Origin of the sequence: Eubacterium sp. AB3007 (assembly GCF_000688015.1) — a bacterium.
Classification (GTDB): Bacteria; Bacillota; Clostridia; order Peptostreptococcales; family Anaerovoracaceae; genus Aminicella.
This window is the reverse complement of sequence record NZ_JIAD01000001.1, coordinates 1,506,998-1,531,299: the sequence shown is the minus strand read 5'-3', so window position 1 is coordinate 1,531,299 and position 24,302 is coordinate 1,506,998. Positions and strand designations below refer to the sequence as shown.

Genomic DNA, 24,302 nt, shown 5'->3' with positions numbered 1-24,302 from the left:
TGATTTCATGAACAGTGTTCAGTTAATCGGAAGATTAGTCCGGGATCCGGATGTCAGGTATACCGCAGGCAGCCAGATGGCCGTGGCCTCTTTCACCATTGCCATCGACAGACCCACCCGTGCCGGCGAGGAAAAGAAAGCAGACTTTCCCCGCATCACCGTATTCGGCAGACAGGCGGAGACCTGTGAGAAATATCTCGCCAAGGGTCGCAAGGTAGCCATTGAAGGAAGGATCCAGACAGGCAGTTACCAGAACAAGAACGGGGATACTGTCTACACAACAGACGTCATTGCCAACAGAGTCGAGTTCCTCGATTGGGGAGACAGGCAGCAGGGGGGCGGCGGATTCCAGCAGGGCGCTGATCGGGCACCGGCACCGCAGGCACCACAGGCTCCGCAATCTCCGGCAGAGGATAGACCGGACTCTTTCCAGGCAATTGAGGAAGACGTTCCATTCTAGGAAAGGAGATATCTGATAATGGAGAACAGAAAACGTGGTGGCATGAGAAGAAGAAAAGTATGCCAGTTCTGCGCAGATAAGGCTGTTTCAATCGACTACAAGGACGTTGAACTGCTGAAGAAAAAGTACGTGACCGAGAGAGGCAAGATCGTTCCTAAGAGAATCACCGGTACATGTGCCAAGCATCAGAGAGAACTGACCACAGCCATCAAGCGTGCACGCATCGTTGCACTGCTGCCTTACGTGGCTGACTAAGCAGAACCAAAGCATCGGCGGTATGCCGCCGGAGGGATGCCCAGGGAGACCAGGTCGTCCCGATCATAAAGTCGCAAGAGGGGCGCCGCGTAAGCGGCGCCTTGTTTTGTAGAAGGAGGTTTTCATGAAGAAGATCTGCATCATTTACACCGGTGGCACCATCGGTATGGTGCCCACGGAGAGGGGATACGCACCCAGGAAGGGGTATTTCAGTCAGGCACTGGCCGAGATCGACGAACTGCAGAAACCAGAGGTTCCCGACTGGGAGATGGTGGAATTCGATCCTCTGCTGGATTCCTCCAACGTGGCGGTGAACGAATGGAACCGCATCGGGCGCACGATCCGAGATCGATACGACGATTACGATGGCTTTGTGGTACTCCACGGCACGGACACCATGGCCTACAGCGCCAGTGCTCTTTCTTTCATGTTAGACGGGCTGGACAAACCGGTGATCTTCACCGGATCGCAGATCCCTCTATGCATGCTTCGCAGCGATGCCAGAGACAACATACTTACGTCCCTGATGATCGCAGGAGAAGGCAAGGTGAGAGAGGTGTGTCTCTATTTCGCGGGAAAGCTTCTCCGCGGGAACCGTAGCACAAAGTCTTCCGCCGATCGGTTCGTAGCGTTCGATTCTCCCAACTGTGCGCCCCTGGCAAACGCTGGCATTGACATCACCTATGAGGAGGGCGCGATACGGCATTTTCGCAGCGATCGGAAACTGAGAGGGCCCCTGGGTATGTTTGGTGGACGCCTTCGGCTGTCGGAGTTTCAGAATACCCCCATCGGCGTCATCAAGGTTTTTCCGGGGATCCAGTTCCGCCTGTTTGAGCAGGTGATGACGGATAGTCTCAGCGGGATCGTGCTGGAGACCTTTGGGGCGGGCAACATTCCGGAGGCAGATGGGGCACTTCTGCCCATGATCCGCAAGGCCTATGAGAACGGCACCGTGATCGTGGTATGTTCCCAGTGTCCCCAGGGGACGGTTCATCTGGGAGCATACGAGGCCAGCGCAGCGTTGGTAGGGGCCGGGGCGGTCAGCGGCTACGACATGACGACGGAGGCTGCTATCGCCAAACTCTACTATCTTTTCAGCCAGGGCCTTTCCAGGGATGACATCAAGCACTACATGGAGATCGACCTGCGGGGAGAGCTGACAAAATAGTGTCGCGCCAGGGATTGCCTTCGCGACCTGCGTCTCCCGTGTGTGCAAAACTCCTCACACCGGCTCACAGGAAGGGGAAGGATGGGGCAGGATGGGAGTCCGACGGAGCTCGTTCCGCGATTGGCGTATTATTTCAAGATTGCGGAACACAGTTCCGCGGTTGGCGTATTATTTCGAGTTTGCGGAACAAAACTTAGGATTTGTTCCGCGATTGGCGTATTATTTCAAGATTGCGGAACACCGTTCCGCGATTGGCGTGTTATTTCGAGTTTGCGGAACAAAACACAGGATTTGTTCCGCGATTGGCATATAATTTCAAGATTGCGGAACACCGTTCCGCATTTGGCGTATTATAGCAAGTTTGCGGAACAAAACACAGGATTTGTTCCGCGATTGGCATATAATTTCAAGATCGCGGAACACAGTTCCGCATTTGGCGTGTTATTTCGAGTTTGCGGAACAAAACACAGGATTTGTTCCGCGATTGGCATATAATTTCAAGATCGCGGAACACCGTTCCGCATTTGGCGTGTTATTTCGAGTTTGCGGAACAAAACACAGGATTTGTTCCGCGATTGGCATATAATTTCAAGATTGCGGAACACAGTTCCGCATTTGGCGTATTATTTCGAGTTTGCGGAACAAAACACAGGATTTGTTCCGTGATTGGCATATAATTTCAAGATCGCGGAACAGCGCTGCGTGGCCGCATAGCTGTGCGGGATCGCTGCCTGTCGCATCTCGCCGCTTGGCCGCCTGGCGCCAGTGCGAAATCGCTGCGGCACAAAGACAGTCGCACAAAAAACACCGGGCATCTGATGAGAGGCCCGGTGTTTTGGCTTATAGGTTGGGAAAACTTGGTACCGCGCATAGGTGCCTACCGCAGTACGGCACCCGGTTCCCGGTCAAAGAACACGCTCTTGGAACTGATAGACAGAGGGATGCCGTAGCAGACGCGGACATCTTCCGGGAAGATATCCAGCTGGTTCAGCGCCTTCCCGATGGAGTACATGACCCGGTTGTCAATGCGGTTATCCGCTGCAATGGAGACGGCGGAGCCGATGGCGATCCCAAGATCGGTGATATTCAGTGCGCAGTTGGCGCCGGCTTTGGCCATGGCGGCACAGTTTGGAAACCCGCACATGGCGCAGTTGTCCAGACCGAAGGGGATCCCCCGGACACCGATCAATACGGCCAGATAACAGTCGTGCAGGAGGCACGCGTCACGTTCGATGAACGCTTCCTCGTAGGCAGCGGCCAGCTCGTGCATCCTGGTAACGATGCGCTCCTTCTCCTCACCGGTCACCACCGCTGTGACGATCTTGTCCTGACCGCTGGCTTTCGGTGCGGTCTGAGCGGCAGCCGCCATGCGGCAGGCCACGTCCATAAGTACGTTCTTCTCGAAGTCCTTCAGGTATTGTAACATAATCCCCTCCTTGTAGTTGTTTATCTATTATACAAGGATATCAGGCTTTGTGCAAGCGAGGTAGTGTAAATAAATATACACGTTAAAGCGGTAATGCGGCAATGTGGTAAAGTGAATTTGACTATTTTCTCGAATATTTCAGAAAAATACCTTTCGAGCGCGAAAAATAGCCAATTAACTGAAAAAAGTGTAGCCAATCGGGGCCAAAAACGGTATAATAAAGGTAACTCGATTGCGATCACCTGAGGTGATGTTGAATGCATGAGAATGTATATTTATACAGATAAGGAGAGGTAACTATGGCAGTTGTAATCAATGGCAGAGACCTCACGATCGAAGAGGTCATCCGCGTATGCCGCGGAATGGAAGAAGTTAGCATCTCGCCGGAAGCTCAGAAGGCTGTAAACAAGGCAAGAGACTTCATTGAGAAGAAGCTGGACGAGGGTGCGATCATCTACGGACTGACCACCGGTTTTGGGAAGTTCGCCAACGTGTTCGTCGACAGAGACGAGACGGCTGCGCTGCAGGAGAACCTGATCATCAGCCACACCTGCGCACTGGGCGATGCCTACGAGCAGAAGTACGTCAGAGCAGCGATGCTGCTTCGCTGCAATGCGCTTTCCAGAGGCAATTCCGGTATCCGCCTAAGCACTGTCCAGACACTGGTCGATATGCTGAACGCCGGGATCCACCCCATCGTACCCTGCAAGGGAAGCCTGGGTGCATCTGGAGACCTGGCACCGCTGTCTTGCATCGCACTGGGCCTGATCGGCAAGGGGAATGTAGAATACAAGGGCGAGGTCGTACCTGCGGCTGAGGCGATGAAAGCCGCAGGCATCGAGCCGGTGGTACTGGCTGCCAAGGAAGGTCTGGCACTGAACAATGGAACACAGATGATGACCGCAGTCGGTCTGAACGTGCTGTGGGATGCCATGCATCTGCAGAAGATCGCCGACATCGCCTGCGCCATGACCGCCGAGGCACTCCACGGCATCACCAAGGCCTACGACCCCAAGATCCACGAGCTCCGCGGACACAAGGGACAGATCACGGTGGCCGCAAATCTGCGCAAGCTCCTGGATGGCAGCAAGAACGCCCTGCGTATCCAGCCGACCAAGGTACAGGATCCGTACACGCTACGCTGCGTGCCGCAGATCCACGGAGCCTCCAGAGACGCTATCGCCTATGCGTATGATATGGTCTCCAGAGAGATCAATGCTGTGACAGATAACCCCATCGTCTTCCCGGACGAGGAGGATGTGATCTCCGGCGGAAACTTCCACGGACAGCCCATGGCACTCACCTTCGACTTCCTGAAGATCGCCATCTCTGAGCTGGCCAACGTTTCTGAAAGAAGATGCGAGCGTCTGATCAACCCGGCGCTGGCCGAAGGGCTGCCTGGCTTCCTGACCAAGCACGGTGGCGTCTGCTCCGGATTCATGATCGCACAGTATGCGGCGGCATCCATGGTCTCTGAGAACAAAGTCTACGATCACCCGGCCTGTGTGGACTCCATTCCTTCCTCCGGAAACCAGGAAGACCACGTTTCCATGGGAACGACTTCCGCGAGAACAGCGGCCATGGTTCTGGACAACACCCAGAAGGTCCTGGGGATCGAGCTCGCTTCCGCGGCACAGGGTATCTGGCTGCGTGAGGAGATCGGCGAGAGTAAGATCGACAACCTGGCACCGGCTACCAGAGCGGCCTATGACTACATCAGGACTGTATCGGATCCAATCGACAACGACGTGATCATGCATGACGAGCTGGTGAAATTCGATGAGATGATCAAGAACGGCGAGCTGCTGGCCGCCGTCGAGAAGGTCGTGGAACTGGCATAGCAGTGCCTCGCACGACTGAGATTATGAAAAGGAGGTAATGAAAATGCTTGATAACACTCAGATCAAAGGCGCGATGACTATCCAGCTGGATGCTGAGCTGCCGGAGTACCCGGAATTCGTAGAAGGCATCCGGAGAGCACCAGATAGAGGTTTCCGTCTCACCAAGGCACAGGCGGAGATCGCTCTGAAGAACGCACTTCGTTACGTGCCAGAGGAACTCCATGAGACGCTGGCACCAGAATTCATGGAAGAACTGAAGACATACGGAAGAGTCTATGCGTATAGATACAGACCGGCTGGCCGCATCTGGGGAAAGCCCATCGATGAGTACGAGGGCAAGTGCCTGGCTGGCAAGGCCTTCCAGGTCCAGATCGACAACAATCTGGACTTTGAGGTTGCGCTGTATCCATATGAGCTGGTCACCTATGGAGAGACCGGTTCCGTTTGCCAGAACTGGCTGCAGTACAGACTCATCAAGAAATACCTGCAGGTCATGACCGAGGATCAGACTCTGGTGGTCGAGTCTGGAAACCCGCTGGGACTATTCCCCTCCAAGCCGGAGGCACCGAGAGTCATCATCACCAATGCGATGATGATCGGTATGTATGACAACCTGGAGGACTGGGAAGTTGCCGAGGAAATGGGAGTTGCGAACTACGGACAGATGACCGCTGGCGGCTGGATGTATATCGGACCTCAGGGGATCGTACACGGAACCTTCAACACCATCCTGAACGCAGGCCGTAAGTACCTGGGCGTTCCCGAACAGGGCGACCTGAAAGGACACACCTTCGTATCCTCTGGACTGGGCGGCATGAGTGGTGCGCAGCCGAAGGCTGCCAATATCGCGGGCGCGGTCGGTATCTTCGCAGAGGTAGACTACTCCAGGATCGTTACCAGACATGATCAGGGATGGGTAGATGTGATCATGGACGACATCGACGAGATCTTTAAGTTGGCGAATGAGAAGGTAGCTGCCAAGGAGAGCATCTCCATCGCTTACCACGGAAACATTGTAGACCTGCTGGAGGCCGCTGCAGAAAAGCACTTCAAGATCGATCTACTGTCTGACCAGACTTCCTGTCACAACGTCTATGACGGTGGGTATTGCCCGGTGGGCATGACCTTCGAGGAGAGAACTGAGCTGCTGCACAGCGACAGAGAGAAGTTCATCGAGGAAGTCAACAAAACACTGCATAGGCATTATGAGGCCATCAAGAAGCTCACTGCACAGGGCAGCTACTTCTTCGACTATGGTAACTCCTTCATGAAGGCTATGTATGACTCCGGCATCAAGGAGATCTCCAAGAACGGTATCGATGACAAGGACGGCTTCATTTGGCCGAGCTACGTAGAAGATATCATGGGTCCAATCCTGTTCGACTATGGATATGGTCCTTTCCGTTGGGTCTGCCTGTCCGGCAAACCGGAGGATCTGGATGCTACCGACCAGGCGGCGATGGACTGCATCGATCCGAACCGCCGTGCACAGGACAGAGACAATTGGGTATGGATCAGAGACGCCAAGAAGAACAAGCTGGTCGTCGGCACCCAGGCACGTATCCTGTATCAGGATGCGGAAGGTCGTCGTGATATCGCGCTGGCCTTCAACAAGCTGGTCAGAGAGGGTAAGTGCGGTCCGATCATGATGGGACGTGACCACCACGACGTATCCGGCACAGACTCTCCGTTCAGAGAGACCTCCAACATCAAGGACGGATCCAACGTTATGGCAGATATGGCCATCCAGTGCTATGCCGGTAACGCGGCCAGAGGCATGAGTCTTTGTGCCATTCATAATGGTGGCGGCGTAGGTATCGGCAAGTCCATCAACGGCGGATTCGGTCTGCTGCTGGACGGATCCGAGAGAACCGACGAGATCATCAAGTCCGCTATGATGTGGGACGTCATGGGAGGCGTGGCCAGAAGAAGCTGGGCCCGCAACGAGAACGCTCTCTCTACCGCAGCGGAATATAACAAGAACTACGCCGGAAAGGGACACATCACCCTTCCGTTCATCGCTGACGATGACCTGGTGAAGAGCGTAGTTGCCAAGTACGTAGACTAAGGAGAACAGCATGTCCACATTATTGGTTAAGAATATCGGTGTGCTCCAGACCCCGACTGGTAGTTACAGCCACAAGGGCGAGGAGCAGGGACAAAACCTGAAGATGAAGGACGCAGCCGTCCTGGTGAAGGATGGTGTCATCGCGGCCATCACTGACATGGGAGAACTGCCGGTGTCCGAGAAGGACGTGGACTGCGTGTTGGATGCGAATTACAGGTTGGTGACGCCAGGCTTGGTGGACGGCCACACCCACATGGTGTTCGGCGGCTACCGGCAGCACGAGATCCCCATGAAGATCAAGGGCGCCACCTACCTGGATATCCTCCGGGCGGGGGGCGGCATCCTGGATACCGTGCGCCACACCAGAGAAGCCAAGGAAGAGGATCTGGTCTATAAGACCGGGAAATTCCTGGATGAGATGATGGGCTTTGGCGTGACCACCGTGGAAGCCAAGAGCGGCTACGGACTGGACATGGATACGGAGATCAAGATGCTCTCCGTCATTGACCGGGTGAACCGGGCCCATGCCGTAGACGTAGTACCGACCTTCATGGGGGCTCATGCCATTCCCGAGGAATACAAGGATAATCCGGACGCATACATCGACTTGCTCTGCGATGAGATGCTTCCGTACGTGAAGGAACATGATCTGGCAGAGTTTGCCGATGTGTTCACAGAGGATTCCGTGTTTGACTATGCTCAGAGCAAGAAATACCTGGAAAGAGCGAAGGAGCTGGGCTTCAAGCTGAAGATCCACGCGGATGAGATAGAGGCGATCGGTGGCTCCAGACTGGCCGGCGAGATCGGTGCAGTCAGTGCGGAGCACCTGATCTCCATCAATGAGGAGGGCCTGGAATCCATGGCCAAAGGCGGTGTCACCGCTATGTGCCTGCCAGCCACATCCTTCTACCTGGGCGTTGATTTTGCACCAGCCAGGAGAATGATCGAGATGGGGATCCCAGTGGCGACCGCTTCGGACTTCAACCCGGGATCTTGTCCGTCGTTGAACCTTCAGTTCGTCATGAATCTGGCATGTATCCGCTACCGGCTTCTGCCGGAGGAAGTGCTGACCGCAGTGACCATCAACCCGGCCTGCGCCATCGGTCGTGGTGACCGGGTGGGAACCCTGGAAGTAGGCAAGCAGGCGGACATGGTCATCTGGGATGCACCGGACATGGAAATGCTTTGTTACCGTTTTGGCTCGAACCTCGCTTCGAGAGTGATCAAGAAAGGAAAAATCGTAAAATGAAACTGATCGACATGAAGATGACAGATTATCTGGATCTGCTGAAATCAGATGCACCGGCACCGGGCGGCGGCTCCGTCAGTGCCCTCTCCGGCGCGCAGGGCGTGGCACTGTTCATGATGGTGGCTGACCTGACACTGGGCAAGGCAAAGTACGAGGACTATCAGGAGATCTGCCAGAACGCCAAGGATAAGGGGCAGGCTCTCTACGAGGAGCTGATGGCAGGGATCGACAAGGACACCGACGCGTTCAACCTGATCTCGGATGCTTTCAAGATGCCGAAGGATACCGACGAGGAGAAGGCCGCTCGCAAGAAAGCCATCGCAGACGGTACCCTGGCCGCAACGGAAGTTCCCTTCCGGAACATGCAGCTCGCTTATGAAGGACTGAAGATCGCCAAGACCCTGGTGGGGCATTCCAACCCTAACTGCGCCAGCGATCTGGGCGTGGGCATCCTGCAGCTGCGCGCATGCGTCTACGGTGCGTGGCTGAACGTGAAGATCAACCTGCCGGGCGTGAAAGATGTCGACAAAGCCAGATATTTCGAGGAAGAGGGCCAGAAAATGTTCGCCAGCGCAGGGGACATTGCCCGCAAGTATTTCAACGAAGTTAACATGTCACTGTAACCAGTCTGGTGCGGCGGCCATGGCCGCCGCACCGGTAACCATAAGGAAGGAGAAATAATCGATATGGCACAGATTATCGAAAGTATTCCGAACATCAGCGAAGGAAGAAGACCGGAAGTCGTAGAGGCTTGCGTGGATGAGATCAGAAACACCCCAGGCTGCACCCTGCTGGACTACTCCTCTGACGAGAGCCACAACAGAAGTGTCATCACCTACATCGGCGATGCCAAGGCCGTGGAGGAAGCCAGTGTTAAGCTGGTGAAGAAGGCCGCTGAACTGATCGACCTGAATCATCACGAGGGAGAGCATCCCAGAATGGGCGCGGTGGATGTAATGCCGTTCCTGCCCATCAAGGACTGCACCACCGAAGACTGCATCGAGCTGTCCAAGGTAGTCGGCGCCAGGATCGCAGACGAGGCAGGCGTACCGGTATTCCTGTATGAGGAGTCCGCTACCAGACCGGAGAGACAGAACCTGGTGAAGATCAGAAAAGGCCAGTTCGAGGGCATGGCCGAGAAGGTGCAGGAACCGGATTGGGAGCCTGATTTCGGTGGCCGCAAGATCCATCCGACCGCTGGTGTTATGGCCGTTGGTGCCAGACCGCCGCTAGTCGCCTTCAACCTGGATCTGGATACCGAGGACGTGGAGATCGCCAAGAACATCGCCAAGATCATCCGTGAGAAGGACGGCGGGTTCAAGTGCGTCAAGTCCATGGGCTTCATGATCGACGACGAGGAGACCGGAGAGAAGTTTGCTCAGGTATCCTGCAACATGACCAACTATGAGCAGACTCCGCTGTACAGAGTCGTGGAGACCGTCAAGATGGAAGCGGCCAGATATGGTGTGCATATCACCAAGTGCGAGATCGTCGGGCTTTGTCCCATGAAGGCGCTGACAGACTGTGCACAGTACTACATGCAGCTGAACGAGTTCGACTTTGACAAACAGGTATTGGAGAACCATATCATCTAAGAGACTATGGCAAAAGACAGAAAATTCCCCAATTCCTATTCTCTGACGGATGAGATCGCGGCTACGATCCGGGAACGAATCCTGAAAGGGGAGTACAAGATTGGCGAGAAGATCAAGGAAACCCAGATCGCCGGAGAACTGAAGGTGAGCCGTACGCCTATCCGGGAGGCGTTCAAGCAGCTGGAGGATGAGGGGCTCATCGAATACAAGAAGAACCGGGGGTGCTTCGCCCGAGGTTTCACCAAAAGAGATATCGATGATATCTATGCGGTCCGCAAAGCACTGGAGGTGCTAGCGGTGGAGTGGGCCTGTGAGCGCATGACACCGGATTACCTGAAACAACTGAAGGATCAGTGTGATCTGATGGAATTCTACACCATCCGCGAGGACTACGAGCATGTGTTGGCCCTGAACAAGGACTTCCACGATATCATCTACAATGCCACCGGAAGTCGATTCATGGCCCAGGTACTCCACTCCTATAAGAGTTATATCGAACAAGCCCGTCAGGTGGTCTTTATGGACAAAACCTACCTGGAGCGGATCCTCGCAGAGCACCGGAAGATTTTGGGAGCGCTGTCGAAGGGATCTGTAGAGGAAGCAAAGGACGCCATGGCACAGCACCTGGATCATTCCAGGGAGCGGGCCAGCGTAGCTTATAAGATCAAAGAGTGACGAGCTCTTCGATACCGAAAAGAAAAGATGCTGGCAGATGCCGGCATCTTTTTCTGACGTGCTGCAAACGTGGGAGGGGATGATTTCAACCTATCTAGAACATCTGCTTAGTCAGCATATCGAATAACTCGTTCATGGCCTGGTCGAAGGCATCGTAGACTACTTCTCCCTGACAGACCACCATCATGGCGTGAGTCCAGGGGAAGTTGTCCGTGGACAGTTCGTAGGGGTTTTTCTCGAACACCACCATGTCCGCCAGTTTGCCCGGCGCAAGGGTTCCCAACTGTTCGTTAAGTCCCAGTCCTTCCGCCGCCCGCAGGGTGAGGTTCTCGATGACCGCATGGTTGCTGTCCGCATCGTCAAAGGCGGGATCGAAGAGCAGGTGGGTCTCCAGGGGGCTGTCTGCGATGTTATCGTAATATCCCTCATAGAGGTCTTCTTCGAAATCTGTCACATAACTCATATCGTAGATAAACGATGACTCAGGCGTGGCAAGGTCTCGCGGGTCGTTCTTGCGGAAGGGGCGTGTGTTGTTGCGGTCACGGAGGACCAGACGGCTGACCCCCTTGTCTCGCAGGTGATCCCAGGCGTCTGTTACCCATTCCTTGATTTCCGCCTCGGAGATCTGCTCCTGACGGCAATACCGCATATATGCGTCAATGCCCGGCGCGGAGTAGGCGTCGATGAATCCAGGGAACACAAAGCCCTCGTTCAGGTCGTGTTCTATGGCATCCGGATAGTCGGCCCGCAGCTGTCCTTCGTTTCCAACCGCCAGAAATCGGCCATCCTCGATAACGACAGCGCTGGCCTTGGGCGGGGTGGTCATGGTATAGAATGTAGCATTATAGTAAAGGTCTTGCATGGGAACTCCTTTCGCCAAATGTATTTACGCGATGTCCGGGCTGTTTGGGTCATCGGATGGATTGCCGGTGTGCGCATCCAACAGGAAGCGGCGGTGGTATTTCAGTTCAGCGTAGCGTAGGATCTTCTTCATGTAGATGGCATCGTAGGCGCCGCCGATGGCCCCGGCAACCGGGATCATCTGGATGGCTTTCATGTAGAGAAGCTCCTTGGAAAGGGCAGCAGAGGCCAGTCGGATCTGCTGGCTCTGGTCATAGTCTTCCGGCAGCGCCGGTGAGTTGCCGCCCTGGGAAGCATCTAGCCAGTCATTCAGGTGGTCGTTCAGATCGTCCAGTTCGCGTCCGTAGGAGAGAGAGGTCTCGATCAGTTTCAGTATGAAATACTTCTCCTCCGGAGAGTCGTAATCATATCCAAAGTGAAGGGCGATCTCGTAGAGGCCCTTCAGCATGGTGCCTGTGAAGAGGGCGATATCCGGCATGCCGATCCCCAGAAAACCCAGGCCGATGCCGGAGGCGCCGGAGAACATCAGATTTCTCTTCTTGGAGCTGCCGGCGCGCTTGGCGAAGTACCGAAGGCCTCGCCGACTGCCGAAGGGGTTGTCCCTATCGTTGGTGGTCATGTTCTGGAAGTGGCGCTGGATCCCTTCCCGATCGTAGGTCTTCTCGATGACGCCGGTTCCCTTCTCAAACACCAGCTCGAACGCCTTGGCAAAGGCCGCGTCAAGCTTGTCCTGAAGTCCCGGCGGGACCTTGGACTCGATCAGGTTGTTCAGGATGGAGTCCTTCTTGACTCTGCCCCTGGCCAGAAACTCGTTCTCCCGGCGCTTGATTCTATTCCATTCTCTGTTCCATTCTGCGTAATTCATATCTTCATTATAGTACACGGCCGCAAAAAAGTCGAGAGGGCACCCCCGTATGGAAGTGCCCTTGGATTGCTTTGTGTAACGAGCCGGCAACTACTGGGTCTTGGCCGCCTCCCGCGCCTCTCGAACCAGCTGAGCGCCAAGCTGCATGGCCTTGCGATTGGTGTCCTCGGTGCCCTTGGGAACGTGGTTCAGGACCGCCTCCTCCAGAGACTTCTCGGTGGCCAGGCTCAGTGCCTCGTTGACTGCGCCGCAGGAAATGATGTTGGCGGACATCTTGACGCCGATGGTCTCTACTGCGCTGCGCAGGATGGGGAGTTTGAGTACCTCGTGCTTCCGGTAGATGATGTCCGGAACCTCGATCTCCTCGTCTACGATGACCACGGCGGCAGGGGCCAGTTTCTTGCGGAACTTGTCGAAGGACTCCTGGGTCAGGGAGAGGAGCAGCGTAGGCAGCTCGATCTTGCTGTAGTTGATCTGCTTCTCGTCTACGATAGTCTCCGCCTTACAAAGCCCTCCGCGAGCCTCCGGCCCGTAGGACTGGGACTGGACGACTTTCTTTCCGTCCAGGAAAGCGGCTTCCGCCATGATGATGGTGGCCATGATCACTCCCTGACCACCGGAACCTGTGAATCTCAGTTGTTCTTTTTTCATTCTGCGCCTCCTGCCTTCTGGATGATCTTCTGATACTCGTCACAGTACTCAGGGCGTCCTTCCTCCTGATGGAGCAGGCCGATGATGACCTTGTCCTGGAGTTCCTCCGGGGACATCTTGGCAGCTTTCTTCACGTCCACCATGTGTTCCTCCTGCCAGTGCATCATCTTCACCGGACCACCCTTCTTGTTCTTACGTCCGTAGTAGGTGGGGCAGATACTGACACCGTCGATGATGGAGATGCCGTGATGCCGGATGCCCTGCTCGATGAGTTTGACCATCTGGGGCTGGTGGAAACAGTCGCCTCTTCCGGTGAAGGTGGCGCCTGCGGCTTCCGCCAGCTTGGGAATATCGAAAATGCCGTCGATGTTACCGTACGGAGCCGTAGTTCCCTTCTCCCCGGTGGGAGTGGTGGGGGAATACTGTCCGCCGGTCATGCCGTAGATATCGTTGTTGAAGACCACTACGGTGATGTCGATGTTGCGGCGGCAGGCATGGATCAGGTGATTGCCGCCGATCGCCGCAGCGTCGCCGTCGCCGGTGACGACGATCACGTGCATCTCCGGCTTGGCCATCTTGATGCCGGTGGCAAAGGCGATGGCACGGCCGTGGGTGGTATGCAGTGTGTTATAGTTCATGTATCCTGCCGCGCGGGAGGAGCAGCCGATTCCGCTGACGATGGCTACCTTCTCCTGCGGGAGCCCGCAGTTCTTGATGGCCTGGCACACATCTCTCATGAGGATGCCGTGGCCGCAGCCCGGGCACCAGATGTGCGGAAGGCGGTTGGTACGCATAGTTTCCTGTACTAATTGACTTGGCATATTACTCCTCTCCTTCCTCTACCTTGCGGATGATCTCCTTGGGGCTGATGGCAGTACCGTTGACCTTGCCCACGAATTCTACGGAAGTGTCGCCCTTGATGATTCCCTCTACGGTAAGCAGCACCTGTCCATAGTTGTGCTCCACCACCAGAAGGCGGCGCAGCTGCTTGGCGCGCTCTACCAGCTCGTGCTCCGGGAAAGGCCACAGGGTGACCGGACGGAACATGCCGACCGCATAGCCCATATCGCGCAGTTCGTCGACCGCGTCCAGGACGGCGCGGGTAGTGCCGCCGTAGCAGACGATGCCGATCTCCGCATCCTCCATCTGGTATTCCTCAAAATCCAGGATTCCGCTGTACTTGTAGACCTTGATCTTCTCCATGATACGGGCGTTCTGCTCTCCAGCCTTCTGGTTGTCGTTGGTGGGGAAGCCTGTCTCGTCATGGAAGAGCCCGGTGATGTTGTACAGGTTGCCTTCGCCAAATGCGGTGGCATGAGGCACGTACTGGTTCTCTCCGAACGCATAAGGCTGAGAATTGATCATGTGCGTATCCCGGTTGTGGATCTCCAGTTCCTCTGTCGGGATAAGTTCACAGCCTTCCCGCATATGGCCTACGATCTCATCCATTAGAAGGATGACCGGTGTACGGAACCGCTCGGAAAGGTTGAATGCTCTGACGGTCTGGTTATAGGTGTCCTGCACGGAAGCCGGGCAGATGGCGATGACCGGATGATCCCCGTGGGTGCCCCACTTGGCCTGCATGACGTCTCCCTGTGAAGGTGAGGTGGGCAGCCCGGTGGATGGACCAGAACGCATGACGTCCACGATGACGATGGGGATCTCGGCGATGGTTGCGTAGCCGATGTTCTCCTGCTTGAGGGAGAATCCGGGGCCGGAGGTGGCGGTCATGGCCTTCTTGCCGGCGACGGATGCGCCCAGCGCGGCGGCGATGCCCGCGATCTCATCCTCCATCTGCATGAACTTGCCGCCTACCTGGGGAAGGCGCAGGGCGCAACGCTCTGCGATCTCCGTAGACGGCGTGATGGGATAACCTGCATAGAAGCGCATGCCGGCGGCGATGGCGCCCTCGACACAGGCTTCGTTTCCCTGTAATAACTGGAATCTCTTCTGCTTCTCTGCCATATTATGCCTCCTCTACCCAGATCGCATAGTCCGGACAGCGATTCTCGCAAAGTCCGCAGTGGATACAGTCATCAGGGTTTTCGATGACTACCTTCTCATGCTTGATGACAAGTACTTTCTTGGGACAAAACTCGGCACAGTATCCGCATCCCTTGCACCAGGAGGGCTCTATGCATAGTTTCTTTCTCTTGCTCATTCGTTCACCTCGTATCGTTATTGTTTACACAATGTCCTTACTATAAAATATATCATATCGAAGCGAGGAATGTCCCTGAAAAACAAATAAAGTACGATAATAATACATTGCGTAACGATTTAGAACGTTAAAGCGAAGGCTCAAAACCGTTCAAACAGATAGTTTCTGGATACTCCAGCAGGACCGACTTTAGCACCCTGTCCATCATCTCATTCATCCATCGTCCCGCCCCTCTGAGATCGCCTGTTTTTCCATGGTGGCAAATTCTAAATGCCATGTTTTCATAGATTTGCCACCATGCCCATGGTCGCCTCGATAGAATATCCTCGAAAACGTTAGTAGTACGTTAGTTGCGTTATTGTATTGTGTTGTTTGGTGGAGGTGGCGGTATGGTTCAGATGCGTATACTGACATCTAATGTAGGTGTTGGGGTATCACTTTCCGGAGAAGTAGCAGATGGAAGCTTGGAAGTTGGGCTGAGTATACCTATGGGGCGCCTGCAAGTGGCAAAGCAACCGTTAATCTTTCCCCTGTAAAGAAAGAAATAAAAAATAATAAGCATTAGGAGGTCATCTTGAAAAATCAAAGAATGTTTCTAATATGTAGTGCAAGCATTGTTTTAGTTTGTTGTTTTCTGACTTTTGGCGTAACCAGAGCCTACTATACAGAGAAACAAGGGGGAGGTCTGGATGAGCATTACGGGACCTATAGTGCCACAGGGCAGGCGTTTACCTATCTGTCTATTTCACCAAGCGGTGATGCACAGGATTCGGATAGGACGGGGCAATTTGGCCTATTTGATGAATATGCAAAGGCAATAGAATCAGGTAGCTGTACGTTGACAGGGCCCGACATGATAAAACTATACAAGTCCAAGCGTTATCTGGGAACAGTGTGTGTTGTCGGTGGAAAGGTTTATTATATTGCAGCGGATCAGGAACCTGCTGCATTGAAAAAAGTAGGAGATGACCCCATGTGAGTCGCGCAGAATATAACGAGCGCCGGATATCCCCCGCCTATGAAGTTGGGGGATCCTGGCGCTCGTTATACTGCTCAATGGCCCTCGATAGCTCGGTTAGTTTTCGATAGATTTTGACCAGAAAGATCACCATGAAGGTGACTGCCCCCAGAACGATGAGTGTCAACACCATGGCGATGATAAAATCAGGTGTCGATATGATTGGTACGCTATTCATCTGCATCATAATCCTCCTTTTCCTTGGCAATACTATACCCCAGTCCTACTAACGCCCGACTAACATTTTCGGCGAAGGGGCGGGCACACTGAAAAAAGGGCCGCTGCCCGCAGTGCCGGAACGCACTTTGGGCAGTAGCCCCTTGATTTACTCTCTATATGTCTGTCTTATTTCACAAACACCTTCGGCAGTCTCTGACCGAACGCGCAGGTGATCTCGTAGTTGATGGTGCCGGTGGCATCGGCGATGTAATCGGCATCGATGGTGTTGACGCCGTCGGTGCCCATGACGATGACCTCGTCGCCTACATGGACCTCAGGCACGTCCGTGACGTCGATCATGCACTGGTCCATACAGATGTTCCCTGCGATGGGGCAGACCACACCGTTCACGATGACCTTGGCCTGTGCCGAGTAGGGGCGGGGATACCCATCCGCGTACCCCAGGGCGATGGTGGCGATGCGGGAAGGACGCTGGGCGATGAACTTGCGTCCATAGCCGCAGCTGAATCCTACAGGTACGTCCTTCAGGTGGACAATGTTGGCTTTCACCTGCATCACCGGCTTGATGTGGAAGGCGTTCCTGTCCACCTCGTGGGAAGGATACTGGCCGTAGAGAATGATTCCCGGGCGGCAGCCGTCGTAGTGGACGGTGGGCAGCTCCATGATGGAGGCGGAGTTGGCCAGGGTGCGGAAAGGCACGTAGATGCCAGCCGCAGTCAGTGCCTCGTAGAAACGGATGTATCTGGCCTCCTGCTCGTGAGAGAAGGTCTTGTCGTAAGCGTCCGCGGTGGCCATGTGAGAGAACAGTCCAAAGATGCGGATGTTGGGCAGTGCCGCGATCTTCTTCACATCCTCCACGGCGTACTCGGTGTCATCCGCCAGGTAGCCGATGCGGCCCATGCCGGTATCTACGGCGATGAGGCAGTCCACGGTGACACCGGCAGCGGCAGCGGCGTCGTTGATTGCCTTGGCGTTGCCGGACTCACAGACGACAGGGGTGATGCCATACTGGACCAGGGTGTCCGCATACATGTCCGGAGTCAGTCCCAGGCAGATGATGCGCTCCTGAGCGCCGGCTTCCCGCAGCGTGATCGCCTCCTGCAGGGTGGCGATGGCGAAGGTCTTCACACCGTTCTCGCGCAGGACCTGGGCGCACTGGATCGCGCCGTGGCCATAGGCGTCCGCCTTGATGACCCCGATGAACTCTCTGTCCGGTCCGATCTTGGCTCTGATCTGCTTGACGTTGTAATCGAAATTACTAAGGTTGATTTCGGCCCAGACGGGTCTGAGTGCTTCTTTGTACATAGTCTCTATTCCTCCTCATTGACGGCGCGGTCATGCATGCGGCGCCGGTGTAAACGCGTTCCGTGGCACAAAGCTTTGTGCATCTATACGTTGATCTCTGCGGTGAGTCCCAGGTCTGCCTCGTTCTCGGCCAGCAGCGGACGGATCACCTCGGTCAGATACTCCTCGGTCTGTCTGGGCGCGCGGCCCACGTAATTGGCCGGCTTGAGTACCTTCTCCAGATCCTCCTTGGTGACACCAAAGGCGGGATCCGCGGCGATGCGGTCGATGAGATCGTTGGGCTTGCCCTCTTCCTTGACGGTGCGGGCCGCTTGCATGGACAGGGTCCGGATCCGCTCGTGGAGCTCCTGCCGGTCGCCGCCGGCTTTCACCGCGTCCATCATGATGTTCTCGGTGGCCATGAAGGGCAGCTCCGCCATCAGGTGCGCCTCGATGACCTTGGGGTAGACCACCAGGCCGCTCGTGATGTTGATATAAAGCTCCAGGATACTGTCGGTCGCCAGGAATGCCTCAGATACGCTGATCCGCTTGTTGGCAGAGTCGTCCAGCGTCCGCTCGAACCACTGGGTGGCAGCGGTGATCTGGGGGTTCATGGCATCGGCCATCACGTAGTTGGCCAGGGAGGCCATCCGCTCAGAGCGCATGGGGTTCCGCTTGTAGGCCATGGCCGAGGAGCCGATCTGGTTCTTCTCAAAAGGTTCTTCCACTTCCTTCTGGTGCTGCAGCAGACGGATGTCGTTGGAGAACTTGTGGGCCGACTGAGCGATGCCCGCCAACACGTTCAGCACGCGGCTGTCCACCTTCCGGGAGTAGGTCTGCCCGGACACCGGGTAGCAGGCATCGAAGCCCATCTTCTGGGCGATCTTCTGGTCCAGCGCCTTGCATTTCTCGTGGTCGCCGCCGAACAGCTCCATGAAAGAGGCCTGGGTGCCGGTGGTTCCCTTGGAACCAAGCATTCTGAGGCTGCCCAGGACGTAGTCCAGGTCACCCAGATCCATCACCAGGTCGTTCAGCCACAGGGTGGCCCGCTTGCCTACGGTGGTGGGCTGCGCCGCCTGGTAGTGAGTGTAGGCCAGGCAGGGCAGATCCTTGTATTCCTCGGCGAAATCCGCCAGCTGGGCGATGGCATTGATCAGCTTCCGGCGGATGAGCTTCAGGGCCTGGGCCATGATGATCATATCAGTGTTATCGCCCACATAGCAAGAGGTAGCCCCAAGGTGGATGATCCCCTTGGCGGACGGGCACTGCTGTCCGTAGGCGTACACGTGGGACATGACGTCATGGCGGACCTCCTTCTCCCGGGCCTTGGCGACGTCGTAGTTGATGTCCTCTGCATGGGCCTTCAGCTCATCGATCTGTTCCTGGGTGATGTCCAGGCCCAGTTCCTTCTCGGCTTCGGCCAGAGCGATCCAGAGCCTGCGCCACGTCCGGAACTTGTAATCCGAGGAGAACAGGAACTTCATGTCCTTGCTCGGATATCTCTCCGACAACGGGCTGGTATATTCGCTGGTGTTTGGCATGTATCTTCCTCTCTTATCCGGGCCCGCACAAAGCCTTCCGTGCCGGTGCCCTCCGGTTCAAAACTAACAAAAAAATTATAGCATTATGGAAGTGGTATTTCAAGGGGCAGCGCGTCGGAATACTAAATGCGTACTCGTCAACCGAAAAGGCTTATATTTCCAATTCCAGCATAGCCTTTTCCGTTGCCGGGATGCAAGGTTTAATGAACAGTTTTCGAAAAACCATGTATCCCAGCGATTCGGAAACGGCTGAATCGTTGAGCACAAGCATCAAGTAGTGACTGCTCAATAAGTCCGATGGGGTCTTATTGAGCAGTCGCAACTTATGTCAGGAACCTGTCATCACATAAGTTTTGGGAATGAAACAAGAAAGAAATAACATCAAAATACTTTGAAAACGTTAGCAGAACGTTAGCGGGGGAGAAGTATAATACAGATTAAAAGAATTGCAATTGCCGAACCGGCAGGGTAAATAGTGAAGCAGTTGTCACTGGTTGGATTCATGTTGATGGTAAAAGGGAGGTTTAAATTGTAAAAAGAAGGATAAGTTCAATTCTTGTTGTAATGACATTGTTCTTGGCACTCAGTATGACGATGGGCTCATATTTATGGCCACAATCAGTATTTGCGGCCTCAAGTGTAAGCAAATTTTACTGGTCCTATATGGGATCTGGTGTTGATGGAAGAAGTAACCAGATGTTCCATAGTTTGAATAAAGGAACTGCACAAATTAAGGTAGAAAAATGCGGAGGATATACAAGCAGTAAAAAGGCCACTGTTATACTTAGAAAATCAAAGAAAACATATCCGTATTACAGCAACTGTGGTACTATAAAGTTTTATAAGAAAGGGACATACACATTTGGCTCAGTAGGCAAAGGCTCTTATTGGCTTTATGTTTCAGGAAATGGAGAGAAAAAAAGATTAAGCATGCGTCAGGAAAGGTTCAGAATAATTAACTATGAGTATCGTGATCACTTCATGGCTGTTTCTACTGCTATCAGCTATTCTCATAATAATAGTGGGATTGATTCGAATAAGTCGTTCTGGTATATCGAAAACAAATGAGACGTTGGCTTTAGGGGCCTTTTCTTTTTACATTTGTATTGTGGTTTCCGTAACGCTATTACCGATTAGGATACCTGGAGAAATACCTTATGACTTTGAGTATAATTTGAATCCTTTGGAAATGCTTAGTGTTTTTTATAATAGGGGTATGTTAGTATCTGCGTTGGAGAATGTTCTTCTCTTTATGCCGATATCATTACTTGGTTTTTTTGCGCATGTAAAGTGGGTGAACTCTATAAAAGCTAGTATATTAACCGCATTTCTCCTGTCTTTGATAATAGAACTGTTACAAGGGTTAGAAGGGTATTTCATGATCGCAGAAGGCTCCATGCCAGTTATGGATATAACAGACATAATAACGAACACTATAGGTGGATTTGCGGGGTATATTATTTGTTATTTCTACAGGAAACAACATATTGTAGAGTCCGAATGAAACGGAAATAAAACGAGGCTATGCTTCACTGCAAGGCCTCGTATTTTATAGATTTACATTTCCGATTGTATATTTCGCTTCTGTGCCCAACAGTCAGACTAGAAAGATGTCTTACTGGTGTATTTCCAGATTCCCATCTTCTCGGCGTTCTTGATGAGGTCGTCCCGGAAGTCAGGATGGGCGATGTTGATCAGCGCCTCTGCGCGCTCCCAGGTGGACTTTCCCTTCAGGTCTGCCGCGCCGTACTCGGTGACGATGTAGTGGGTGGCCATGCGCGGGGTGGTGACGATGGCTCCCGGCTTCAGCATCGGGGCAATGAGAGACTCCACGGTGCCGTCCGGAAGTTTCCTGGTGGACGGCGTGCAGATGAAGCTCTTGCCCCCATCCGACTGGAAGGCTCCCATAACAAAGTCCAGCTGGCCGCCGGTGCCGGAGATCTGCTGGTGTCCCACGGTCTCGGAACATACCTGGCCGTATAGGTCGACCTGGATGCAGCTGTTGACGGACACAAAGTTCTTGATGCTGGAGATGATGTGTACGTTATTGACGTAGTTCACCGGCGCGTTGCAGCAGATGGGGTTGTTGTCGATGAAATCATACAGCCGCTTGGTTCCGCCGGCAAAGGTGTATACTGCTTTCCCCTTGTCTACGTTCTTGTTTCCGGTGAGTTTACCAGCCTCAAACAGATCCACGTAAGCGTCTACGAACATCTCGGTGTGGCCGTTGATGTTACGCACGTCGGATTCCGCCAGCATCTTGCCGATGGTGGATGGCAGGGCACCGATCCCCAGCTGCAGTGTGCTGTGGGACTTGATGCGCTCTACTACATGGGAGGCGATCATGCGGTCGATCTTGGAGCCCTGCTTATCTGGCAGCTCCGCCAGAGGTGAATTGGAGCCCTCGACCACGTAGTCGATGCCGTACAGGTTCAGCTGAGTCTGGTGACCCAAAGCGATGGGCATGTTCTCGTTAACTTCCACGATGATCTTCTTGGCGGCCTTGATGACACCCCACATGTCCGCTACCTGTGGACCCAGGTTGAAGTTGCCGTGGCTGTCCATGGGGGCTACCTGGAACATGGCGATGTCGATGCCCGCAGGGTTGTTGATCCAGTACATGGGCAGCTCGGAGAAAAGCATAGGGATGTACCAGCAACGGCCGTTCTTGGCCATCATGCGGTCATAGGCACTGAAATGGGCAGAGGCGAACTTCACCTGTTCGTTGGAATCGGTGGCCTCATAGATAGCGAAGGGTTTCTCCCGGATAGTGACGGTGCTCAGCACCTCCACGCCGTGCAGTTCATCTGCACGCTTGGCAAGGGCCTTGTCGATGTCTACGACCGAGCCGCAGCCCAGTCCGTAGTGGACGCGGTCACCAGGCCGGACCATGGCCGCCGCCTCATCGGCGGTGATTAGTTTCCTCTTATATTCTTCTTCGAGTGCAGATACCTTATACATATCTATCTCCCTTTCTTTCTGTTTGTTAAGTTTCTAACACAGTCAACTATATTGTACTACTTTCTCTGTTCCCTTTCAACCTTTTGTGTGAAAAGTGTGTCAAAGGGTGTGTCAAAGGGGACGGTTCTTTTTGACACACTCCCCCCACAGAGTGTGTCAAAAAGAACCGTCCCCTTTGACACACCTTGCCGTATTGCGTTTCTGTGAGGGATAATGTAGAATATATGAAATCGGGTACGGACCATTGGGCCATTGAAGAAAGGAAGAAGCATGGACAGCAGGGAGACTATCTGGAAAGGATGGACCATCGAGGAGCGCATCGGCAGCGGGGGCGCCGGTGACGTATACAAGATCCGGCGGGACGAGTACGGTCTCGTCTCTTATGCTGCCATGAAGATCATTGAGATCCCCCGGGATCCGAGAGAGGTGGCCGAGCTCAGAGCCAGCGGCATGGAGGATGCAGATATCCGGCATTACTACCGGGAGCTGGTGGGAAGCCTGCGGAAGGAGATCCAGATCATGGAGGACCTGAAGGGGGCACCCAACATCGTATCTATCGAGGACTACGTGATCCGGGAGCATCAGGATGAGATCGGTTGGAGCATCTATATACGGATGGAGCTTTTGCAGAGCATCAGCGACTACCGTCAGCGCACCGGCGGCCTGACGCTGGAGGAGGTGCTCCAGCTGGGGGTGGATATGTGCACGGCGCTGGAAAACTGCAGGGAAGCAGGGATCACTCACCGGGATGTTAAGCCGGATAACATCTTCCGCAGTCGGTACGGCACCTTCAAGCTGGGGGATTTTGGTATTGCCCGGCAGCTGGATTCCATGACCCTGAGGATGCACACCCATAAGGGAACGACCACCTATATGGCGCCAGAGGTGATCCGGAAGGAGAAGTACGATGCGTCTGTGGATCTGTATTCGCTGGGCCTGGTGCTGTACCGCTATCTGAACCATAACCGAATGCCGTATATGCCCCAGTACCCGGAACGAATCAGTCCGGAGGATTTTGCCGCGGCTCTGGAGGCCCGGCTGTCGGGAGTACAGATGCTCCCGCCGACTCAGGCCGACGAGGAACTGGCGGCGTTCGTTTTGAAGGCCTGTGCGTATGCTCCGGAGGAGCGGTATCAGAGTCCGGAGGAATTCCGGTCGGATCTGAATCGGTATCTCTACAGCCTGCGGGAGAAGCATCGTGCTCCGGGAGGGGCGGTGCCAAAGGATATGTATGTTGCCTACGATCCGCAGAATATGAAACAGTCCTTTGGAGAGGAACGCACCGGACTTGCCGGAGAAGAGACAAAGACCATGGTCGGTTCACAGATGCCGGAAACGGAAGAGCTGCCGCCGTCGGTACCACCGGGAGAAGATCCTGACCAGAGGCAGGAACGTCCGGCAGAGCAGGAGCACCATCCAAAGCGGCCAGGCCTGTCACGAAAATGGAAGGCCCTGCTGATCGTGGCACTGGTGTTTGGGGTGCTGGCGGGAGGCTTTGTGTATCTGCAGACACAGTACACACGCGTGCCGAACGTGGCGAAGCTGCCGAAGTCCGAGGCGAAGGCCGCCATCGAGAAGGCCGGGCTCACCATGGGGGTGGATGGGAAGGAATACTCCGATGAAGTGGCCAGGAACGCCATCATCCGTCAGTCGCCGGAGCATGGGAGCATCCGCAGAAAACAGACCGTGGTACACGTGGTGATCAGCAAAGGAACCAACAAGGTGACTGTACCTGATCTGGTCGGCCGGACGAGAGAAGAGGCAGAGGCGGCGCTGGAGGAGGCCCACCTGAAAGCCCGGGTGGAACTCACCAACAATATTCTGAAAAGCTCCGGGGTCGTGGAGCAGTCGGTGGACCCGGGGAGCAGGGTGCTCCGGGGCACAGAGGTGACCATCACCGTCAACGAAAGCACCGTCCGCGACCACCTGGACCACTGGTTCGGCGGTGCGGACGGCATTGGTGATAACGGTGACGGTGATAATGGCTTTGGTGATAACGGCTTTGGCAGTAACGATAGCGATGAGGAGAGTGAAGAAGATTAA

At 54.5% G+C, this 24,302-nt stretch carries 24 protein-coding genes; 13 read left to right on the top strand and 11 right to left on the bottom strand.

What is annotated here, in order from left to right; genetic code table 11:
• The first annotated feature begins 7 nt into the window (after positions 1-7).
• The 3 genes from P156_RS0107275 (at position 8) to ansA (ending at position 1,883) form a co-directional block, all read left to right on the top strand.
• Positions 8-460 (top strand): single-stranded DNA-binding protein, encoded by a 453-nt coding sequence (locus P156_RS0107275; protein ID WP_027869551.1) that lies wholly within the window; start codon positions 8-10, stop codon positions 458-460.
• An 18-nt stretch (positions 461-478) separates the two neighbouring features.
• Positions 479-715: a 30S ribosomal protein S18 gene (gene rpsR, locus P156_RS0107270; RefSeq protein WP_027869550.1), complete on the top strand. Its 237-nt coding sequence runs from the start codon at positions 479-481 to the stop codon at positions 713-715.
• Positions 716-839: 124 nt separating this feature from the next.
• Positions 840-1,883 carry an asparaginase gene (ansA, locus tag P156_RS0107265; protein WP_027869549.1) on the top strand — a complete coding sequence of 348 codons (1,044 nt, stop codon included), beginning with the start codon at positions 840-842 and terminating at the stop codon, positions 1,881-1,883.
• 877 nt (positions 1,884-2,760) lie between these two features.
• On the opposite strand, the gene P156_RS0107260 is transcribed toward ansA, so the two are convergent.
• Positions 2,761-3,309, bottom strand: a complete 549-nt coding sequence (locus tag P156_RS0107260; protein ID WP_027869548.1) for a DUF2148 domain-containing protein — start codon at positions 3,307-3,309, stop codon at positions 2,761-2,763.
• A gap of 299 nt (positions 3,310-3,608) precedes the next feature.
• Here P156_RS0107260 and hutH point away from each other — a divergent pair, with 299 nt between their 5' ends.
• From hutH to P156_RS11990, 6 genes are all read left to right on the top strand, one after another.
• On the top strand, positions 3,609-5,150 hold the full coding sequence (gene hutH, locus P156_RS0107255; protein WP_027869547.1) for a histidine ammonia-lyase: 1,542 nt from the start codon (positions 3,609-3,611) through the stop codon (positions 5,148-5,150).
• Between the two features lie 43 nt (positions 5,151-5,193).
• Complete coding sequence (locus P156_RS0107250) at positions 5,194-7,218, top strand: urocanate hydratase (RefSeq protein WP_027869546.1); 2,025 nt, start codon at positions 5,194-5,196, stop codon at positions 7,216-7,218.
• A gap of 10 nt (positions 7,219-7,228) precedes the next feature.
• Positions 7,229-8,467: an imidazolonepropionase gene (hutI, locus tag P156_RS0107245; RefSeq protein ID WP_027869545.1), complete on the top strand. Its 1,239-nt coding sequence runs from the start codon at positions 7,229-7,231 to the stop codon at positions 8,465-8,467.
• Positions 8,464-9,090 (top strand): cyclodeaminase/cyclohydrolase family protein, encoded by a 627-nt coding sequence (locus P156_RS0107240; protein ID WP_027869544.1) that lies wholly within the window; start codon positions 8,464-8,466, stop codon positions 9,088-9,090. Before hutI ends, P156_RS0107240 begins: the two co-directional genes overlap by 4 nt.
• Positions 9,091-9,153: 63 nt before the next feature.
• Positions 9,154-10,062, top strand: coding sequence for a glutamate formimidoyltransferase (gene ftcD, locus P156_RS0107235; RefSeq protein WP_027869543.1), 909 nt, complete (start codon positions 9,154-9,156; stop codon positions 10,060-10,062).
• Between the two features lie 6 nt (positions 10,063-10,068).
• On the top strand, positions 10,069-10,737 hold the full coding sequence (locus tag P156_RS11990; protein ID WP_051600802.1) for a GntR family transcriptional regulator: 669 nt from the start codon (positions 10,069-10,071) through the stop codon (positions 10,735-10,737).
• Positions 10,738-10,831: 94 nt separating this feature from the next.
• On the opposite strand, the gene P156_RS0107225 is transcribed toward P156_RS11990, so the two are convergent.
• From P156_RS0107225 to P156_RS0107200, 6 genes are all read right to left on the bottom strand, one after another.
• Complete coding sequence (locus P156_RS0107225) at positions 10,832-11,599, bottom strand: amidohydrolase family protein (RefSeq protein WP_027869542.1); 768 nt, start codon at positions 11,597-11,599, stop codon at positions 10,832-10,834.
• Positions 11,600-11,623: 24 nt separating this feature from the next.
• Positions 11,624-12,463 carry an EcsC family protein gene (locus P156_RS11985; protein WP_081818575.1) on the bottom strand — a complete coding sequence of 280 codons (840 nt, stop codon included), beginning with the start codon at positions 12,461-12,463 and terminating at the stop codon, positions 11,624-11,626.
• Positions 12,464-12,553: 90 nt separating this feature from the next.
• Entirely contained in the window at positions 12,554-13,114 is a 561-nt protein-coding gene (locus P156_RS0107215; RefSeq protein ID WP_027869541.1) for a 2-oxoacid:acceptor oxidoreductase family protein, read from the bottom strand.
• Entirely contained in the window at positions 13,111-13,935 is an 825-nt protein-coding gene (locus tag P156_RS0107210; protein ID WP_027869540.1) for a 2-oxoacid:ferredoxin oxidoreductase subunit beta, read from the bottom strand. Before P156_RS0107210 ends, P156_RS0107215 begins: the two co-directional genes overlap by 4 nt.
• Before the next feature lies 1 nt (position 13,936).
• Entirely contained in the window at positions 13,937-15,079 is a 1,143-nt protein-coding gene (locus P156_RS0107205) for a 2-oxoacid:acceptor oxidoreductase subunit alpha (protein ID WP_027869539.1), read from the bottom strand.
• A 1-nt stretch (position 15,080) separates the two neighbouring features.
• Positions 15,081-15,275 (bottom strand): ferredoxin family protein, encoded by a 195-nt coding sequence (locus P156_RS0107200; RefSeq protein WP_027869538.1) that lies wholly within the window; start codon positions 15,273-15,275, stop codon positions 15,081-15,083.
• 574 nt (positions 15,276-15,849) lie between these two features.
• On the opposite strand from P156_RS0107200, the gene P156_RS0107190 reads away from it, so the two are divergent.
• A complete protein-coding gene (locus tag P156_RS0107190) occupies positions 15,850-16,254 on the top strand; it encodes a hypothetical protein (RefSeq protein ID WP_185752163.1) in 405 nt (134 codons plus the stop codon).
• Positions 16,255-16,291: 37 nt separating this feature from the next.
• Here P156_RS0107190 and P156_RS0107185 read toward each other — a convergent pair whose 3' ends face one another.
• The 3 genes from P156_RS0107185 to purB all read right to left on the bottom strand — a co-directional run bounded on the left by P156_RS0107185 (position 16,292) and on the right by purB (position 19,298).
• Entirely contained in the window at positions 16,292-16,471 is a 180-nt protein-coding gene (locus P156_RS0107185) for a hypothetical protein (RefSeq protein ID WP_185752162.1), read from the bottom strand.
• Positions 16,472-16,638: 167 nt separating this feature from the next.
• Entirely contained in the window at positions 16,639-17,778 is a 1,140-nt protein-coding gene (alr, locus tag P156_RS0107180) for an alanine racemase (protein WP_027869535.1), read from the bottom strand.
• Between the two features lie 83 nt (positions 17,779-17,861).
• Positions 17,862-19,298 (bottom strand): adenylosuccinate lyase, encoded by a 1,437-nt coding sequence (gene purB, locus P156_RS0107175; RefSeq protein ID WP_027869534.1) that lies wholly within the window; start codon positions 19,296-19,298, stop codon positions 17,862-17,864.
• 564 nt (positions 19,299-19,862) lie between these two features.
• On the opposite strand from purB, the gene P156_RS13335 reads away from it, so the two are divergent.
• Both P156_RS13335 and P156_RS13740 read left to right on the top strand, forming a co-directional pair.
• The gene (locus P156_RS13335) at positions 19,863-20,366 is read left to right on the top strand and encodes a hypothetical protein (RefSeq protein WP_185752161.1); all 504 of its coding nucleotides are present in this window, start codon (positions 19,863-19,865) and stop codon (positions 20,364-20,366) included.
• Positions 20,260-20,802 carry a VanZ family protein gene (locus tag P156_RS13740; RefSeq protein ID WP_027869533.1) on the top strand — a complete coding sequence of 181 codons (543 nt, stop codon included), beginning with the start codon at positions 20,260-20,262 and terminating at the stop codon, positions 20,800-20,802. The genes P156_RS13335 and P156_RS13740 overlap by 107 nt, the downstream gene beginning before the upstream one ends.
• Before the next feature lie 98 nt (positions 20,803-20,900).
• Here P156_RS13740 and P156_RS0107165 read toward each other — a convergent pair whose 3' ends face one another.
• Entirely contained in the window at positions 20,901-22,259 is a 1,359-nt protein-coding gene (locus tag P156_RS0107165; RefSeq protein ID WP_027869532.1) for an acetyl-CoA hydrolase/transferase family protein, read from the bottom strand.
• A 270-nt stretch (positions 22,260-22,529) separates the two neighbouring features.
• On the opposite strand from P156_RS0107165, the gene P156_RS12860 reads away from it, so the two are divergent.
• Positions 22,530-24,302, top strand: coding sequence for a PASTA domain-containing protein (locus P156_RS12860; protein WP_051600797.1), 1,773 nt, complete (start codon positions 22,530-22,532; stop codon positions 24,300-24,302).

Excerpts from the sequence above, each read along its gene's own strand:
- P156_RS12860 (WP_051600797.1), top strand. The coding sequence starts at position 22,530 with ATGGACAGCAGGGAGACTATCTGGAAAGGATGGACCATCGAGGAGCGC.
- P156_RS13740 (WP_027869533.1), top strand. The coding sequence starts at position 20,260 with ATGAGTATCGTGATCACTTCATGGCTGTTTCTACTGCTATCAGCTATT.
- hutH (WP_027869547.1), top strand. The coding sequence starts at position 3,609 with ATGGCAGTTGTAATCAATGGCAGAGACCTCACGATCGAAGAGGTCATC.
- P156_RS0107205 (WP_027869539.1), bottom strand. The coding sequence starts at position 15,079 with ATGGCAGAGAAGCAGAAGAGATTCCAGTTATTACAGGGAAACGAAGCC.
- P156_RS0107240 (WP_027869544.1), top strand. The coding sequence starts at position 8,464 with ATGAAACTGATCGACATGAAGATGACAGATTATCTGGATCTGCTGAAA.
- hutI (WP_027869545.1), top strand. The coding sequence starts at position 7,229 with ATGTCCACATTATTGGTTAAGAATATCGGTGTGCTCCAGACCCCGACT.
- P156_RS0107210 (WP_027869540.1), bottom strand. The coding sequence starts at position 13,935 with ATGCCAAGTCAATTAGTACAGGAAACTATGCGTACCAACCGCCTTCCG.
- P156_RS0107165 (WP_027869532.1), bottom strand. The coding sequence starts at position 22,259 with ATGTATAAGGTATCTGCACTCGAAGAAGAATATAAGAGGAAACTAATC.
- alr (WP_027869535.1), bottom strand. The coding sequence starts at position 17,778 with ATGTACAAAGAAGCACTCAGACCCGTCTGGGCCGAAATCAACCTTAGT.
- P156_RS11985 (WP_081818575.1), bottom strand. The coding sequence starts at position 12,463 with ATGAATTACGCAGAATGGAACAGAGAATGGAATAGAATCAAGCGCCGG.
- P156_RS13335 (WP_185752161.1), top strand. The coding sequence starts at position 19,863 with ATGACATTGTTCTTGGCACTCAGTATGACGATGGGCTCATATTTATGG.
- P156_RS0107275 (WP_027869551.1), top strand. The coding sequence starts at position 8 with ATGAACAGTGTTCAGTTAATCGGAAGATTAGTCCGGGATCCGGATGTC.
- P156_RS0107250 (WP_027869546.1), top strand. The coding sequence starts at position 5,194 with ATGCTTGATAACACTCAGATCAAAGGCGCGATGACTATCCAGCTGGAT.
- P156_RS0107260 (WP_027869548.1), bottom strand. The coding sequence starts at position 3,309 with ATGTTACAATACCTGAAGGACTTCGAGAAGAACGTACTTATGGACGTG.
- P156_RS0107215 (WP_027869541.1), bottom strand. The coding sequence starts at position 13,114 with ATGAAAAAAGAACAACTGAGATTCACAGGTTCCGGTGGTCAGGGAGTG.
- P156_RS0107225 (WP_027869542.1), bottom strand. The coding sequence starts at position 11,599 with ATGCAAGACCTTTACTATAATGCTACATTCTATACCATGACCACCCCG.
- P156_RS11990 (WP_051600802.1), top strand. The coding sequence starts at position 10,069 with ATGGCAAAAGACAGAAAATTCCCCAATTCCTATTCTCTGACGGATGAG.
- ansA (WP_027869549.1), top strand. The coding sequence starts at position 840 with ATGAAGAAGATCTGCATCATTTACACCGGTGGCACCATCGGTATGGTG.
- P156_RS0107200 (WP_027869538.1), bottom strand. The coding sequence starts at position 15,275 with ATGAGCAAGAGAAAGAAACTATGCATAGAGCCCTCCTGGTGCAAGGGA.
- ftcD (WP_027869543.1), top strand. The coding sequence starts at position 9,154 with ATGGCACAGATTATCGAAAGTATTCCGAACATCAGCGAAGGAAGAAGA.
- rpsR (WP_027869550.1), top strand. The coding sequence starts at position 479 with ATGGAGAACAGAAAACGTGGTGGCATGAGAAGAAGAAAAGTATGCCAG.
- purB (WP_027869534.1), bottom strand. The coding sequence starts at position 19,298 with ATGCCAAACACCAGCGAATATACCAGCCCGTTGTCGGAGAGATATCCG.
- P156_RS0107185 (WP_185752162.1), bottom strand. The coding sequence starts at position 16,471 with ATGAATAGCGTACCAATCATATCGACACCTGATTTTATCATCGCCATG.